The 15562-nt window shown below is 70.7% G+C and carries 15 protein-coding genes; 2 read left to right on the top strand and 13 right to left on the bottom strand.

Going from position 1 to position 15562, the window contains the following annotated elements:
- From ACY35P_RS04295 to ACY35P_RS04285, 3 genes are all read right to left on the bottom strand, one after another.
- Entirely contained in the window at positions 1–885 is an 885-nt protein-coding gene (locus ACY35P_RS04295) for a CheR family methyltransferase (RefSeq protein WP_462114602.1), read from the bottom strand.
- A complete protein-coding gene (locus ACY35P_RS04290) occupies positions 878–3109 on the bottom strand; it encodes a putative bifunctional diguanylate cyclase/phosphodiesterase (protein WP_462114601.1) in 2232 nt (743 codons plus the stop codon). Before ACY35P_RS04290 ends, ACY35P_RS04295 begins: the two co-directional genes overlap by 8 nt.
- 161 nt (positions 3110–3270) lie before the next feature.
- Positions 3271–5955, bottom strand: coding sequence for a methyl-accepting chemotaxis protein (locus ACY35P_RS04285; RefSeq protein WP_462114600.1), 2685 nt, complete (start codon positions 5953–5955; stop codon positions 3271–3273).
- Positions 5956–6216: 261 nt separating this feature from the next.
- Between ACY35P_RS04285 and ACY35P_RS04280 the strand changes: the two genes are divergently transcribed.
- Positions 6217–6522: an energy transducer TonB gene (locus tag ACY35P_RS04280; RefSeq protein ID WP_462114599.1), complete on the top strand. Its 306-nt coding sequence runs from the start codon at positions 6217–6219 to the stop codon at positions 6520–6522.
- A 155-nt stretch (positions 6523–6677) separates the two neighbouring features.
- Here ACY35P_RS04280 and ACY35P_RS04275 read toward each other — a convergent pair whose 3' ends face one another.
- From ACY35P_RS04275 to ACY35P_RS04230, 10 genes are all read right to left on the bottom strand, one after another.
- Positions 6678–7520: a YsnF/AvaK domain-containing protein gene (locus ACY35P_RS04275; protein ID WP_462114598.1), complete on the bottom strand. Its 843-nt coding sequence runs from the start codon at positions 7518–7520 to the stop codon at positions 6678–6680.
- A gap of 50 nt (positions 7521–7570) precedes the next feature.
- Positions 7571–7990: a YsnF/AvaK domain-containing protein gene (locus tag ACY35P_RS04270; protein ID WP_462114597.1), complete on the bottom strand. Its 420-nt coding sequence runs from the start codon at positions 7988–7990 to the stop codon at positions 7571–7573.
- A 199-nt stretch (positions 7991–8189) separates the two neighbouring features.
- Positions 8190–8681: a chemotaxis protein CheW gene (locus tag ACY35P_RS04265; RefSeq protein ID WP_462114596.1), complete on the bottom strand. Its 492-nt coding sequence runs from the start codon at positions 8679–8681 to the stop codon at positions 8190–8192.
- Between the two features lie 23 nt (positions 8682–8704).
- Complete coding sequence (locus tag ACY35P_RS04260; protein WP_462114595.1) at positions 8705–10675, bottom strand: chemotaxis protein CheA; 1971 nt, start codon at positions 10673–10675, stop codon at positions 8705–8707.
- A 19-nt stretch (positions 10676–10694) separates the two neighbouring features.
- Positions 10695–11060: a response regulator gene (locus ACY35P_RS04255; protein WP_149352697.1), complete on the bottom strand. Its 366-nt coding sequence runs from the start codon at positions 11058–11060 to the stop codon at positions 10695–10697.
- Complete coding sequence (locus ACY35P_RS04250; RefSeq protein WP_462114594.1) at positions 11057–11356, bottom strand: STAS domain-containing protein; 300 nt, start codon at positions 11354–11356, stop codon at positions 11057–11059. Before ACY35P_RS04250 ends, ACY35P_RS04255 begins: the two co-directional genes overlap by 4 nt.
- Positions 11357–11525: 169 nt before the next feature.
- Positions 11526–12197: a chemotaxis protein CheW gene (locus ACY35P_RS04245; RefSeq protein WP_462114593.1), complete on the bottom strand. Its 672-nt coding sequence runs from the start codon at positions 12195–12197 to the stop codon at positions 11526–11528.
- A 2-nt stretch (positions 12198–12199) separates the two neighbouring features.
- The gene (locus ACY35P_RS04240) at positions 12200–12970 is read right to left on the bottom strand and encodes a ParA family protein (RefSeq protein WP_462114592.1); all 771 of its coding nucleotides are present in this window, start codon (positions 12968–12970) and stop codon (positions 12200–12202) included.
- Positions 12970–13845: a flagellar motor protein MotD gene (gene motD / locus ACY35P_RS04235; RefSeq protein ID WP_462114591.1), complete on the bottom strand. Its 876-nt coding sequence runs from the start codon at positions 13843–13845 to the stop codon at positions 12970–12972. The genes ACY35P_RS04240 and motD overlap by 1 nt, the downstream gene beginning before the upstream one ends.
- Positions 13845–14585: a flagellar motor protein gene (locus ACY35P_RS04230; RefSeq protein ID WP_462114590.1), complete on the bottom strand. Its 741-nt coding sequence runs from the start codon at positions 14583–14585 to the stop codon at positions 13845–13847. Before ACY35P_RS04230 ends, motD begins: the two co-directional genes overlap by 1 nt.
- A gap of 184 nt (positions 14586–14769) precedes the next feature.
- Here ACY35P_RS04230 and ACY35P_RS04225 point away from each other — a divergent pair, with 184 nt between their 5' ends.
- On the top strand, positions 14770–15441 hold the full coding sequence (locus tag ACY35P_RS04225; protein ID WP_462114589.1) for an alternative oxidase: 672 nt from the start codon (positions 14770–14772) through the stop codon (positions 15439–15441).
- The last annotated feature ends 121 nt before the right edge of the window (positions 15442–15562 follow it).

The raw sequence follows: 15562 nt of genomic DNA, 5'->3' as shown, positions 1-15562 counted from the left end.
TCAGCGGACCGGGCGGTAGATCGTGCGGCCGCACGACGCGAACAGGTCGGCGGCGTGGCTGAAGCTCTCGGAGTGGCCCGCGTACAGGCGCCCGCCCTCGCCGAGCAGCGGCAGCATGCGTTCGAGCACGCGGTACTGCGTCGGCTTGTCGAAGTAGATCATCACGTTGCGACAGAAGATCGCGGCGAGCCCGCCCGGGATCCGATAGCTCGAGTCCAGCAGGTTGAGCGGCTGGAAGTCGACGAGTTCGCGCAGCGCCGGCTTGACGCGGCACTGCCCGGCATTCGGGCCCGAGCCGCGCTGGAAGAAGGCCTGCTTGCGCGCGTCGGACAGGCCGGCGATGCGGTCGACCGCGTACACGCCGCGCTCGGCCGTCTCCAGCACCTGCGTGTCGATGTCGGTGGCGAGGATGCGCACCGGCGGCGTCGACGTGTTGAATGCTTCGCAGGCGGTGATGGCGAGCGACCACGGCTCCTCGCCGGTGGACGCGGCGGCGCACCAGATGCGCAGCGGCGCATCGACGCGCGCGCGCGGCGCCATTTCGCGCAGTTGCGTGGTGAGCGCGTCGAAGTGGTAGGCCTCGCGGAAGAACGAGGTGAGGTTGGTGGTGAGGCAGTTGACGAAGGCCTGCCACTCGTCCGCGTTCCCGGTGCGCTCGAGCGTGTCGAGGTAGTCGCAGAAGCGGCTGAAGTTGCCCGCGCGCACGCGCCGCACGAGGCGGCTGTAGACCATGTCGCGCTTGTGCGCCCCGAGCGCGATGCCGGCGCGCTGGTGGATCAGCGCGCAGATGCGGCTGAAGTCGCGATCGTCGAACGCGAACGCCCGTTCCAGGGCGGATCCCACCGGCGGCTCGTCGCCGCGCCGCCGGGTCGAGCTGTCAGCCATCCTGCGACTCCCGCCGCATCCAGGGCGCATCGCCCGGGCTGGCGGTCTGCGAGGCGAGCCAGTTCTCGAAGGCGCGGGGGGACAGCGCCGGCGCGTACAGGAAGCCCTGCGCGGCATTGCAGCCGAGCCCGCGCAGCAGTTCGGCCTGTTCGTGGTTCTCGACGCCTTCGGCGGTGACGTGCAGTTCCATGTTGCGCGAGATCAGCACGATCGACTTGACGATCGCCGCGTCACCGCGGTTCTCGAGCATGTCCCGCACGAACGAGCGGTCGATCTTGACGCGGTCGATGGGGAAGCGCTGCAGCATCGACAGCGAGGCGAAGCCGGTGCCGAAGTCGTCGAACGAGAGGCGCACGCCGCGACCGCGCAAGGAGGCAAGCGCGCGCGCGGCGTTGTCGTCGGGCTGCAGGGCGATCGTCTCGGTGATCTCGAGTTCCAGGCGTTCGGGGGCCAACCCGCTCTCGAGCAGCGCGGCGTCGACGTCGACGCGGAGGTCGGTCTCGTGCACCTGGCCGGGGAAGAGGTTGATGCTGATGGCGATGCGGCGGCCGCCGACTTCCGGCCACGACGCGGCGTCGTTGCAGGCCTGCCGGATGATCCAGCGGCCGACGTCGTTGGCCATCGCGCTGCCGGCGAGCACGTCGAGGAAGTGGATCGGCGAGAGCAGGCCGCGCTCGGGATGGCGCCAGCGCAGCAGCGCTTCGGCGCCGAAGGTGCGGCCGTCGACGAGGTCGATCTGCGGCTGGTAGTGCAGTTCGAACTCGCCCTGCGCGAACGCGCGGCGCAGTTCGATTTCGAGCATGCGGCGCTCGATCACCTCGCGGCGCATGCCGAGGTCGTAGCGGCACCACTGGCGACCGCCGCGTGCCTTCGCCTTGTAGAGCGCGAGGTCGGCACGTGCGATGAGTTCGCTCGCGCTCGGCAGGCTGTCCTCGGTGCGCAGGTCCTCGCGCACGGCAAGACCCACGCTGGCCTCGAGGTGGATCGGGCTGCCGGTGACGTCCATCGGCGCGCCGACGGCCTGGAGCATGCGTTCGAGGTGCCGCGGGATCTCGGGCGTCGGCACGCCGGTGAACAGCACGCCGAATTCGTCGCCGCCGAAGCGGCCGACCTGCGCCTGCGCGGGCAAGGCGAGGCGCAGGCGCGAGGCGGTGGCCTGCAGCACGGCGTCGCCGGACGAGTGGCCGAGCGTGTCGTTGATCGTCTTGAAGTTGTCGATGCCCAGCAGCGCGAGCGCGAGCGGTTCGTCGGTGGCCTCGAGCGAGCCGGTGAGCGATTCCACCAGCGCCGTGCGGTTCGGCAGACCGGTGAGTGCGTCGTACAGCGCGAGCTGCCGGAGCGTCGCCTGCTGGGCGAGGTCGTCGGTGATGTCGCGCAGGATGATCGCGCGGCCGTGGCCCTGGCCCAGCCGCCACGTGCAGCGCGTCGCCTCGAGCGTGCGCACGTCGCCGTTCGGGCCCAGCGCGAGCAGGCGGGCCTGCGGCGCACGGCCGGCGGCGGCATCCGGATCCTCCGCTTCGAGCCATGCGGCGGTTTCGGCCGGCTCGGGCTGCAGGTTGGGCGGGAACAGCAGGCCGACCGGCATGCCGCGCATGCGCCGGCTGCGCATCCCGAACAGGCGCTCGGCGGCGCGGTTGGCGAGCGTCACTTCGCCGCGCCCGTCGGTGACGATCATCGCGCTGAAACCGGCCTGCATGATCTGCGTGGCGATGCGGTTGCGGCGGAGCAGGGCATGGCGTTCGACCAGCTGTTCGCCGAGGCCAGCCAGGCGACCGAGCGATTGCAGCGTGTCGCGTCCGCAGGAGGCGCGCGGCAGGCGGTCGGCGACCGCGAGCAGGCCGACCTGCCGGCCGTTCTCGCCGAGCAGCGCCTGCGCGTGCAGGAAGCGGATTCCGGGATACGAGGCCACGCCGGGCGCACCGACGTAGCAGGGATCTTCGCGCGCATCGGGCACGGTGAGACGCGGCACTTCCGCGCTCAGCGGGTCGCAGAGCGCGAGCAGCTGCGCATCGAGGCCCGCATCCACGCCGAAGCGGGCGACGACGCGCGGGGATGCATCGCCGTCGGCCATGCCGATCCACGCGTACGGCGCGTCGGCGAGGCGGGCGGCGAGCGCGACGAGGTCGTCGAAGGCTTCACCGCAGGCAGCCGCGTCCGGGACCTCCTGCACGGGCAGCGGCGCGTGCGGGGTCGAATCGTTCGACGTGGGAGGAGACAGCGCCATGGGAGTCCTTGGTCGGTCGGCCGGTGGAGCCGGTCGTGCGGGCCTTCGCCGTTGGGGTAACGGCAGCGGCCGTAGGGACTTGAAAACGGGCAGGGGCTCGCCCGATCGCGGGCCCTCGACCGCGAACGCCGGCGCGAGGCCGGCGTCCGTGGGTGGACAGGTCAGAACTCCTGCCAGTGCTGCTCGTTGCCACCCTTCGCACTGCGCCGCACCTTGGCCGGCGCGGGCGCTGCGGCCGTGGCCTTGGGCATGTCCGGCCGCCCGCGTGGCGCGCGCGCTTCCGCCTGTGCGCGCACCGGTTCCACGGCGCGGGCGAGGGCGGCGCTGGCCTCGGCTTGCGCCTCGTCGAGCTGGAACGCGGCGACCGTTTCGACCAGCTGCACCGCCTGCTGTTCGAGCTGGCGTGCGGCGGCCGAGGCTTCCTCGACGAGCGTCGCGTTCTGCTGCGTCGACTCGTCCATCTGCAGGATCGCCTGGTTGACCTGCTCGATGCCGCTGGTCTGCTCCTGCGATGCCGCCGAGATGTCCGCGATGATGTCGCTGACGCGCTTCACGCTCGTCACGATCTCCTGCATCGTCTGGCCCGCCTGGTCCACCAGGTGCGTGCCTTCGCCGACCTTCTCCACCGAATCGGTGATGAGGCCCTTGATCTCCTTCGCCGCCTGCGCCGAACGCTGCGCGAGCGAGCGCACCTCGGCGGCGACGACCGCGAAGCCGCGGCCCTGTTCGCCGGCGCGCGCCGCTTCGACCGCCGCGTTGAGCGCGAGGATGTTGGTCTGGAAGGCGATGCCGTCGATCACGCTGATGATGTCGACGATCTTGCGGCTGGCCGCGTTGATCGCGCCCATCGTGTCGACCACCTTGCTCACCACCTGGCCGCCCTGCTGCGCGACGTCGGCGGCGCCGATCGCGAGCTGGTTCGCCTGACGCGCGTTGTCGGCGTTCTGGCGCACGGTGGAGGTGAGTTCCTCCATCGAGGACGCGGTCTCCTCGAGCGACGCGGCCTGCGATTCGGTACGCGCCGACAGGTCGTTGTTGCCCGAGGCGATTTCGGCCGCGGCCGTGTTGATCAGCTGGCTGCCCATGCGGATCTGGCCGACGATGCCCGCGAGCTGGTGGACCGTGCGGTTCGCGTTGCGCGCGAGTTCGCCGAACTGGCCCGGCAGGTCCTCGTCCGCATGGCGGGTGAGGTCGCCGTCGGAGACGCCGGCGAGCAGCGCGCCGACTTCCTTGATGCCGTGGTCCGCGCTCTCCATCAGCAGGTTCAGGTTCGCGACCATCTCGCGGTAGATGAACTCGTAGTCGTCGGCATTGCCGCGCGTGCCGAAGTCGCCCGCCTTGGCGGCATCGACGAGGGTGCGGATCTCGTCGGTGACCTTCAGCATGCCGCCCTTGACCGCGTCCATGGCCTCCGTGATGCGCGCCTTCTGGCCCGGATAGCGCTCCATGTCCTGCGACAGGTCGCCGCGGGCGTACTGCGCGACGAGGTCGATCACCTTCGTCTCGACTTCGATGTGCGAGGCGACCAGCGTGTTCAGGTCATCGGCCATCACGCCGTACGAGCCCGGGAACTGGTCGGCGTCGATGCGGTGGTCGATGTTGCCGGCCTGGTGCTCGGTGAACATGTCCTGCTGCGCGCGGGCAAAGCCGCGCAGGGCGCCGACCGCGTTCTCGATGCCGTCGCCGATCACGCGCAGCTCGTCCTGGCTGGTGACGCCGACCTTGTCGGGGAACTGGCCCGCGGCCAGCAGCTCGGCGGCATTCTTGATCTTCGCGAGCGAGGAGCGCGTGCTGCGGCTGAAGCCGAGGAAGAGGTAGGCGGACAGGCCGAGCGACAGCAGCACGATGACCATCACGAGGTAGGCCTGCCGCTGCAGGCTGCTGACCTGCTGCTTCGCCGCGTGGTCGAGTGCATTGCTCATCGCGTCGGCCGCTTCGCCGACCGCCTTGCGCATCGCGTTGTTCTGCGCCGCCATCAGCGGCAGCGGCATGTCCTGGGTTTCCGCGTCGATCACGCGCGTCTGCACGAAGGCACGGTGCGCCTTGATCGCGTCGATCGCCTTGGTCATGCCCGCGTCGATGCGGCCGGCCACGGCCGGGTCGTGCTTGCGGATCTGCGCTAGGTCCAGCTTGATGCGGTCGAGGAGGAAGTCGACCATGCTGCTCGATGCGGCGAAGTCGGCGCGGTCGTCGGCCCAGATCGACTGCTCGCCGAGCACGTGCGTCGCCGTCGTGCCGTAGGTCGAGCTGGAATTGCTGAGCAGCGGCAACCATTCGGCCACCAGGCGGCCCACGTAGTACTCGGTCGGATCGGAGGCGACGTCCACGCCGCCGACGGCCGCGAGTTCCTTGGTGAGCAGGCGCATCTGGCGCAGGGCCTCGTCGTGCGCGGCCACCATCTTGACGGCATCGGCCTGCGGGGCCAGCGCCCTCGACCACGCCGACTTGGCGGCGGCGAGCGTCGAATCGAGCGCGGTGCCGCCCGCGTAATCGTCCTGCCAGGCATCGGTGACGGCCCAGGCCTTGTCGACGCGCGTCTTGACCTCGTCGACGGCGCCCGGCGCGGGCGGCATCTTGTAGAGCGCCCGCATCATGAGGCCGCGGTGCGACTGCATCGCGATCATCGCGTCGTTCAGCACGCGCAGCGGCTGCGACGTCGAGCCCGCGAGCTTGGCGGCGGAGATCTGCTGCTGCGTCGAGTGGGCGATGACGCCGCTGAGCACCGCGCAGGTCAGCACGAACGTCGCACCGATCACGACCGCCTTCTGCGTGAAGCGCAGTCGCGACATCAGGCGCGTCGCGGGAGCGAGGACGCGGTCGGCAAGGGAATGGTTCTTGGAGCGCATGACAGCCTCGGGCGAAGACCCTTCATGGGTCGACTGTGCAATTCATCGGCGCCCGGCGAGCGAACTTTAGGCGCGGCCGCCCGAAAGGCCACGCCCGCGGCGCAATGGGACGCCGGTCCAGCGTGATCTGCGACCGCGGTCAAGGAAGCTGAACGCCGCCGCCCCTGGCGGATCGACGGCCATCAAGAACCCGGCGTTCGCGCCGATTCGAACCCCACGGCGCCACTGGGTGCGCTGCGTAAATGTCGTGAGGAGACAACGATGAGCCGTTCCTTCGTGTGCGCGATCGCGCTGGCGTTCGGCGCCGTGCTGCCGGTCCAGGCGGCCGACCTGAAGCCCGTCAAGCGCGTGGAGCCGACCTATCCGCCGGAAGCGGCCCGCGCCGGCACGACCGGCTACGTCGAGGTCGAGTTCGAAGTGGATCCGGCCGGCAAGGTGGCCGCCGTGTCCGTCGTCAGCGCCAAGCCGACGCGTACGTTCGAGCAGGCCGCCGTCCGCGCGGTCAAGCAGTGGACGTTCGAGCCCGGCGGTGGCAAGGGCAAGGTCCGCCTGAACTTCTCGCTGTAACCGGCGAGCGCGCCGCCCGGTGCGGCGATCCTCGTTCCGACGTCCGTCGTCGGGCGATGCACCGCAGTACGCCGACGGCCGCGCAAGCGGCCGTTTTCGTTGCGGGCGCGAAAAGGGCCGCCCTTGGGCGGCCCTCGTCGTTCATGCGGCGTGGATCAGCGCAGCGGCGGGGTGCGCTGCGTCGTGCCCGGCTGGCGCTGCGCGTTCCGCGCGGTCAGCTGTTCGACATCGACGTCCTGGCGACGCACGGTGTCCTCGATCGTCTCGGTGCGCACCTGCGCCTCCTTGCCGACCGCCACTTCCTCGACGACGCGCGCCTGCTTGGCGACCACGGCTTCCTCGCCACGCTCGCGGATCTCGAACTCGCGATCGCCGAGGTCGATCGAGTCGATCTCGCCCGCCTGCAGCACGCGGTCGACCGGACGACGCTCGACGATGGCGCGCTCCTGGCACAGCTGCAGCTGCTCCTGCACCGGACGTTCGGTCACGAACTGGCGCACGCGCACGCCGCCGGTCTCGACCGCGCGCTTGCCGACCTGCAGCTCTTCCTGCACGACCTTCAGCGTGTCGCCGCGGGTGCCCTGCGTGGTGCGCGTGGTGTCGGACTGCAGCGAAGCACCGCGGGTCTGGCCGCCCGACTGGCGGGCACGCTCGTCGACGTCGACCGCACCCGCGCTCTCGAGCAGCTGGGTGACGCGGCTCGCGTCGCTGTCGTCCGGCAGCGTCACGGTCAGCATGGCCGAACCCTGGCGCACGGCCTGCGAGTAGTTGTCGGCTGTGGTGTCGTTGTCGTCCAAGCCGAACAGGCGCGAGAAGAAGCCACGGTGCTCGCCGGCGTCGGAACCGGACACCGTCGTCTCGGTGGTGGTGGTCGCGGTGAGCGACTCGTTGTTGGCGAGGTGGACGGCGCCACGCTCCACGCCCTCGCGAAGCAGCAGGTCGCGGGCGCGCTCGGCGTCGGCGAGGGAATCGAACATTCCGACCAGGGTGGTGGCCATGGGGTGTATCTCCTTGCGGTGGGGGAAGGGTGCCCTTGCAGGCGGTGGAATCAATGCGGGGGTGAAGCGGCCGGTGGATCGCGCTCCACGTGGACGTCCTGACGGCGCAGCAGCACGGGCTGCGCGCTCTGCACGGTGTCGATGCGACGGCGGATATGGAGTTCTTCCTTCAGCACGAGCTGGCGCTGCACGACGATGACTTCCTCGTGCACGGGGACGATGGTGACGTCGCCCTCCTGGCGGACCTCGACCGGCGTATCGACCGCGCGGCCGATCGCGACGCGCTCGACGAGCACCTCCTCGCGCTCGAGCGGCATCTCGACCAGCTCCCGGTGCTCGCTCGTCACCGTACGCACGCGAACCACGCCGGCATCAACCACGCGTTTGTCGACCAGGAGTTCTTCCTGCACGACCGGCACGACGAGGTCGGGTTCTCGGTCGAAGGTGGGCGAGCGCGGGAACGTGGGCATCGGTGACTCGTCGGCTTGCGGGGAACGCAGTCCAACAGCGACCGTGTAAACCACGAGCGAAATTTCCGATGCAATCGCCATCATCGCGTTCAACGGCCGGTGCACGTTAAGGAAGCCGTATTCGCTGAACGCGTTCGCGCACGCATGAAAAAAGCCGCGACGTCACCGTCGCGGCTTCGGGCTTTGCGAAGCGATCGACTCAGGCGGCGATCGACTGCTCCACGAGCCCCATCTCCTCGCTCGTCATCAGGCGCTCGATGTCGAGCAGGATGAGCATGCGTTCCTCGACCACGCCGAGGCCGGTGAGGAACTTGCGGTCGATCGCCGAGCCGAGGTCCGGAACCGGACGCACCTGCGCGGGTTCCAGGCGCAGCACATCGGAGACGCCGTCGACGACGATGCCGATCGTGCGCCCGGCGACGCTGAGCACGATCATCACCGTGGTCTCATCGTAGGTGGCTTGCGACAGTCGGAACTTCAGGCGCATGTCGACGACGGGCACGATCAGGCCGCGCAGGTTGATCGCGCCCTTCACGAACTCGGGCGCGCCCGGCAGGCGGGTGACCTGGTCGTAGCCGCGGATCTCCTGCACCTTGAGGATGTCGACGCCGTACTCCTCGCTGGCGAGGGTGAACGTGAGGTACTCGTGGTCGCTGACGGCTGCGGTGTCGTGGTCGGCTTCGGTGCTCATCGCGGGTTCCCGGTGTTCGCGGCTCAAGCCGCGTCCTTCATGCGGACGTACTGCGCCAGCCCGTCGGCGTCGACGATCAGCGCGACGCGGCCGTCGCCGAGGATCGTCGCGCCCGATACGCCGGGCACCTTGCGGTAGTTCGTCTCGAGGTTCTTGATCACGACCTGCTGCTGGCCCAGCAGCTCGTCGACTTCCAGCGCGATGCGGCCGCGCTCGCTCTCCACCACCACCGCGATCGGCGGCGAGTCCAGCAGCGTGCGCGTGCCGAGGCCCATGCCGTAGCGCTCGGCGAGGTTGAGCATCGGGATGTAGTCCTGGCGCAGGCGCAGCACGCGGTCGCCGCCGCCGATGGTGCGGATGTCCTCGTCGCCCGGCTGCAGCGATTCGACCACCACGTTGAGCGGCACCACGAAGACCTCGTCGCCCACCGCGACGGTCATGCCGTCGAGGATCGCGAGCGTCAGCGGCAGTCGGATGGTCATCGTGGAACCGCGGCCGGTCTCGCTGCGGATGTCGACGCTGCCGCCGAGGGCCTGGATGTTCTTGCGCACCACGTCCATGCCGACGCCGCGGCCCGAGACGTCGGTGAGGGTGTCGGCCGTGGAGAAGCCCGGATGGAAAATCAGTTCCCAGACCTGTGCATCGGTCGGGTTCTCGGCCACCGGCAGGCCGCGCTCGGCGGCCTTCTGCAGGATCTTCGCGCGGTTGAGGCCGCGGCCGTCGTCGGTGACCTCGATAACGATGTGCCCGCCCTGGTGCACGGCCGACAGCGCGATCGTGCCGGTCTCGTCCTTGCCGGCGGCGCGCCGCTCTTCCGGCGCCTCGAGGCCATGGTCGATCGAATTCCGGATCAGGTGCACCAGCGGATCGACGATCTTCTCGATCACGCCCTTGTCGAGTTCGGTCTGTTCGCCCGCGGTCTTCAGGCGCACCTTTTTGCCGAGCCGCGCCGCGAGGTCGCGCACCATGCGCGGGAAGCGGCTGAAGGCGAAGTCGACCGGCAGCATGCGCACGCTCATCACGGCGTCCTGCAGGTCGCGCGAATTGCGCTCGAGCTGGCCGATGGCGGCCAGCAGGCTTTCGAAGGCGACCGGGTCGAGCGACTCGGTGCGCTGGCGGATCATCGCCTGGGTGATCACCAGCTCGCCGACGAGGTTGATGAGGGCATCGACCTTGTTGACGCCGACGCGGATCGAACTCTCGGCCGTGCCGCCGCCGGCGGTGGGCACGTGCGCATCGCCGGCCTCGGCGACGTGCACCGGCGCTTCGACCACAGGCGCGGGCTCGGGCTCGATCGCCTCGATCACCAGGTCGCACTGGTCCTCGACCCAGGCGAAGACGTCGTCGATCGCCGCCCGCTTGACCTCGCCGGGCAGCTCGAACGACCAGCCGAGGTACGCGTTGACCGGATCGAGCCCGGCGAACGGCGGCAGCGTGTCGTCGAAGCAGGCGATGTCGCGCGCACCGAGGTCGGCGAGCTCGCGCAGCATGCGCAGCGGGTCGTTGCCGCTCAGGAACAGCGACGGATACGGGCGGAACACGATCCGCCAGCACTCCGGGCCCTCGGCCTTCGGCCTGGAGGCCGCGGCCGGCGCCGCGGCGGGCGGCGCACCGGTGAGCAGGGTGTCGAGCTCGGCCTTGCTGGCGTCGATCGCCGGCTGGTCGAGCGTGCCGCCGCTCTCGGCGTACTGCAGCATGCCGCGCAGCACGTCGCAGGACGTCAGCAGCACGCTGACCGCGGCGCTGTCGAGGTGGCGCTTGCCGGCGCGGGCCTCGTCCAGCAGCGTCTCCATCACGTGGGTGAAGTCGCTGATGAAGCGGAAGCCGAACGTGCCGGCGCCGCCCTTGATCGAGTGGGCGGCGCGGAAGATGGCGTTGATGGTGTCGGCGTCGGAGCGGCCCGCCTCCATGCCGAGCAGGCCGGACTCCATCGTGTCGAGGCCTTCGCGGCTCTCCTCGAAGAAGGCCGCGTGGAACCGGCTCATGTCCATCATGGCGCGGCGCTCCCGTGGATCAGCCGAGGACCTTGCGGACGGTCGCCAGCAGCTGTTCCGGGTCGAACGGCTTCACCAGCCAGCCGGTCGCGCCCGCGGCGCGGCCTTCCTGCTTCTTCTCGGGGCCGGATTCGGTGGTGAGCATCAGCAGCGGGGTGAAGCGGTAGTCGGGCAGCTGGCGCAGGTTGCGGATCAGCTCGATGCCGTCCATCCGCGGCATGTTGACGTCGGTGACGACCGCATCGAAGCGGCGGGTCTTCGCGATGTCGAGCGCGGCCTGGCCGTCCTCGGCCTCGCTCACGTTGTAGCCGCCCGACGACAGCGCGAACGCGACCATCTGCCGCATGGAAGTGGAATCGTCGACGATCAGCAGTTGCGCGCTCACGCAATATCTCCATGTACAGCTTGAGTGTTTTCGACGCCGAGGCTCACCGCCAGCGCGAGCTGTCGCGCGGCGTTGACCAGGGCAGGGGAAGCGAGGGTGACCTGCGTGCGGCGCCCGGCCCCGGCGCGGTCGCGCACGAAGGCGTGCAGCAGCTGCAGGCCGGCGGCATGCACGCGCTGCACCTGGTCGGCGACGAGCGATACGGGCTCGTCGTCCTCGAGATGGGGCAGCAGCACCTGCTGCAATTCGCCCACGTGCTCGATGCCGAGGTCGGATTGGAGGCTCAGTTCGGTCATGACGCGCCTCGCCGCGGAAAGGGTTACGACCGGTTTAACGGCGGCCGCCGGGGCGACTTGAGGCCCGGCGGGGGCGGGGTGGGCGCGACGGCGTTCGCAGTTCGGGCGCGCGACCGCCCGCCGCCGGGGCGGTGTGCGCCACGATTCCGGATGCAAACGGGGATACCGCTCAGTCGAACAGTGCGTCCGCGTCGAGCAGCACGGTCGGCGCGTCGCCCACGCGGGCCACGCCGAGGGTCGGGCCGGGATCGGCGCCGTGCAGCGGCGGCTCGACGTGCTCGCGCTCGAGCGAGACCACGTCCTCCACGCGGGTGACCAGCACGCCGATCAACTCGTCGTCGCGTTCGATCACCACCACGCGCGACTGGTCGTCCGCGTTCACGGCCCCCACGTCGAGCCACAGGCCCAGGTCGAACACCGGCACGATCCGGCCGCGCAGGTTCATGACGCCGAGCACCGCATGGGCCGCACCGCGCATCCCGACCACAGGCGCGACGCGCACCACTTCCTGCACGCGGAGCAGCTCGAAGGCATAGGAATCGCGGCCGACGCCGACGCGCAGCCAGCGATTGCCGCCGGTGGCGGTGCGTGCGCGACCGGTGGGCGCCGGCGGCACGCGCGGGATCGGTGCGATCGACGCCACCGGCTCGAAGCCCGACAGCCGCGGCAATGCGGTGGCGGGTTCCGGCGCGGGCGCAGGCTCCGCGCGCGGCGCCTCCACCGTGGGCATCGGCGGGGCCGCGAGCGGCGCCGCGACGACGGGCGCCGACATCGGTTCGGGTTCGGGATGCGCCACGGGCGCGCCGAGCAGTTCATCGAGATAGGCGTCGATCGTGGCCATGGTCACGCGGCTTCGCATTCGAGGGAAAGGGGATCGAGCAGCCACTGCAGCGCGTCGCGGTAGGCATCGGCGCCGCGACAGGCCAGTCGCGGCCCGGTCGCAACCGCGGACGCTTCGCGCAGGCGGGTGTCGAGCGGGATGGGGTCGGGGCTCACCTGGCCGCCGTACGTCTCGCGCAGCTGCTCCAGGCTCTGCTGGCCCGAGCGCGTGCGCTTGTCGTGGAGCGTCGGCACGATCGCGCGCGGCAACGGGCGCCGCCGCGAGCGCTCGACCATGTCGGCGGTGCGCAGCATGTCGCGCAGGCCGTGCAGGGCGAGCGGGTCGGTCTGCGTCGGCGCGACGAGCCGATCCGCCGCAGCGAGCGCGTTGACCATCAGGATCCCGAGCGTGGGCGGGCAGTCGAGCAGCGCGTAGTCGTAGGTGCCGGCGGCAGCCTGCAGCGCGCGGCCGAGCGCGAGGCCCAGGCCCGGCTGCGTCGCGCCGCGGCGCTCCAGCGTGGCGAGCGCCGGCTGTGCGGGGCACAGCCACAGGCGTTCGACCGGCGTCGGCCGCGCGAGATCGGCGAGCGTCTGCGCGGCGTCGGTGAACAGCTCGTACGACCCCCGCGGCGGCGGATCGACCGGCACGCCGAAGGCGTGCGAGAGCGAGGCGTGCGGGTCGAGATCGACCAGCAGCACGCGCTGCCCGGCATCGACGAGGCCGCGCGCGAGGCAGAGCGTCGTCGTGGTCTTGCCGACGCCGCCCTTCTGGTTCGCGATCGCCCAGGTCTGCATCAGCCGGCCCTCGCCGCCTGCGGCGACGCGGCCGACGCGACGTGCGCGACGGCGTCGGTGCCGCGGCCGGCGGGCAGGATCACCAGCATCACGCGCCGGTTGGCATTGCGACCTTCGGCGGTGGTGTTGTCGGCGACCGGCTGGAACTCGCCGTACCCCGTGAGCGACAGGCGCGCCGGCGCGATGCCCGCGTCGACCATCACGTGCAGCACGCTGGCGGCGCGCGCGGCCGAGAGTTCCCAGTTCGACTCGAACGGCCCGCCGGCGATCGGCTGGTCGTCGGTGTAGCCCTCCACGCGCACCGCGTTCGGCGCCTCACGCAGCACGTTGGCGAGGCGACGCACGGTGTCGACGGCCAGCGCACTCGGCGCCGCGGAGCCGCTGGTGAACAGCAGGTCGCTCTGGATTTCGACTTCGAGGTAGTCGCCGCCCTGGCGCACGCGCACCAGCTTCTGCTGCACGAGGCCGGCGAGGGCGTCGCCGATGCGGTCGCCGATGCCCTGGAGCTGCTGCCGCGTCGCGCGCTCGCGCGCCGCGCGGACGGCGGGCGTGTCGACGATCGTGGGTTGCAGGCGCGGCACCTTGACCGGCGACGCACGGGTCGGGCCCGCGGCGCCGGCGCTCATCGGCGAGGGATGGTCGAACGACGCACCGCGCACCTGCGTGCTGCCCAGCTGCACCGGCGACAGCGACCGCGGCGGGCCGCCGAACGCGGTCGACAGCGAATCGGCGACCGCGCGGTACTTGCCCGCGTTGACCGACGAGATCGCGTACATGACGACGAAGAAGGCGAGCAACAGCGTGATGAGGTCGCCGTAGGGGATCGCCCACGCCTCGTGGTTCATGTGCTCTTCGTGGACGTGCCGGCGCGCCATCAGTGCAGGTATCCCGACAGGCGCGCCTCGATGTTGCGCGGGTTCTCGCCGCTCGCGATCGCGATGAGGCCTTCGATCAGCATCTCGCGCTCGGTCACCTGGTCGTTGATGACGCCCTTGAGCTTGGAGGCCATCGGCAGCAGCGCGAGGTTCGCCGAGCCGATGCCGTAGATCGTCGCGGTGAACGCGGCGGCGATGCCGTGGCCGAGGTGGCCCGGGTCGGCGAGGTTCTTCATCACCGCCATCAGGCCGAGCACCGCGCCGATGATGCCCAGCGTGGGCGCGTAGATGCCCATGCCCTCGAAGACCTTCGCGGCCTGCATGTCGCGATGCTGCTGGCTCTGCAGCTCGATCTCGAGCGTCTGCCGGATGGCGTCCGGCTCGCTGCCGTCGACCACCATCTGCAGGCCCTTGCGCAGGAAGTCGTCGTCGACCGAGTCGAGTTCGGGCTCCAGGCCGAGCAGGCCCTGGCGGCGCGCGACGTTGCTCCACTCCACGATGCGGCGGATCTGCGCGCCGCCGTCGCGCGGCGGCGGGCGGAACACCCAGCGCACGATGCGCATGGCTCGGCGGAACGTCGCCATCGGCGTCTGCACGAGGATCGCCGCGGTGGTGCCGAGGATCACGATCACGAAGGCCGCGGGCGACCACAGGCCGGAGAGCCCCGCGCCCTTGAGCACGCTGCCACCCATGAGCGCGGCGAGCGCGAGAACGACGCCGATGACCGAGAGCCTATCCATCGCATGGATTAACGGGCCGGCGGCGGCTTTCCTTGAGCGCGGCGAGCGCGGCCGCTTTCACGTTTCCGGCGCGCGGCTGAAGCGCGGGCGCTGGTTTGACCCGGCGCAAATGCGCGGCGCCGCGCGACGGCAGCATGGGTCCGTCGGCGCCGAACTCCCCCACGGGCGCCCTGGAGACCGCAGCATGAACAGCCTGATCACCCCGTTCGTCGAGACCCCGGCCGACGTCGAGCTCGACACCCATCACGCGCTCGGCGATGCGTCGGACCGCCTGGCCTACGGCATCACCCGCGGCCTGCGCTTCCTCGCCGACACGTTCTTCGCCAAGCGCTACGGCAACCGCGCCATCGTGCTGGAGACGGTGGCGGCGGTGCCGGGGCTGGTTGGTGCCGCGCTCATCCACCTGCGCTGCCTGCGCTGGATGAAGCACGACCACGGCTGGATCCGCGCGCTCATGGAGGAGGCCGAGAACGAGCGCATGCACCTGATGACCTTCGTCGAGATCGCGAAGCCGAACTGGGCCGAGCGTGCGCTGGTGCTGGTCGCGCAGGCCGCCTTCTTCCTGTTCTTCCTGGCGCTCTACCTGCTCTCGGCGCGCACCGCGCACCGGCTGGTGGGGTATTTCGAGGAGCAGGCGGTCATCAGCTACACGCAGTACCTCGAGGAGATCGACGCGGGCCGGGTCGAGAACGTCCCGGCACCGCCGATCGCGAAGGACTACTGGAAGCTGCCGGCGGACGCCCGGCTGCGCGAGGTCGTGGTCGCCGTCCGGGCCGACGAGGCCGGCCACCGCGACGTGAACCACGGCTTCGCTGACGAGCTGCGCCCGGTGCGGCCGGCGGTACGCGCCGCCTGATCGATCGTGCCGTCGGCCCGCCGGGCCGGCGGCTCAGCGGTGCATCAGCGGGTGCCGGCGCCGGTGGGTCATGAACCACAGCAGCTGCGCGACGACGAGCGTCGCCGCGACCATGGCCGCG

Source organism: Lysobacter xanthus (assembly GCF_047159895.1).
The sequence above is the reverse complement of the archived record's forward strand: the minus strand, read 5'-3'. Positions and strand labels throughout refer to the sequence as shown.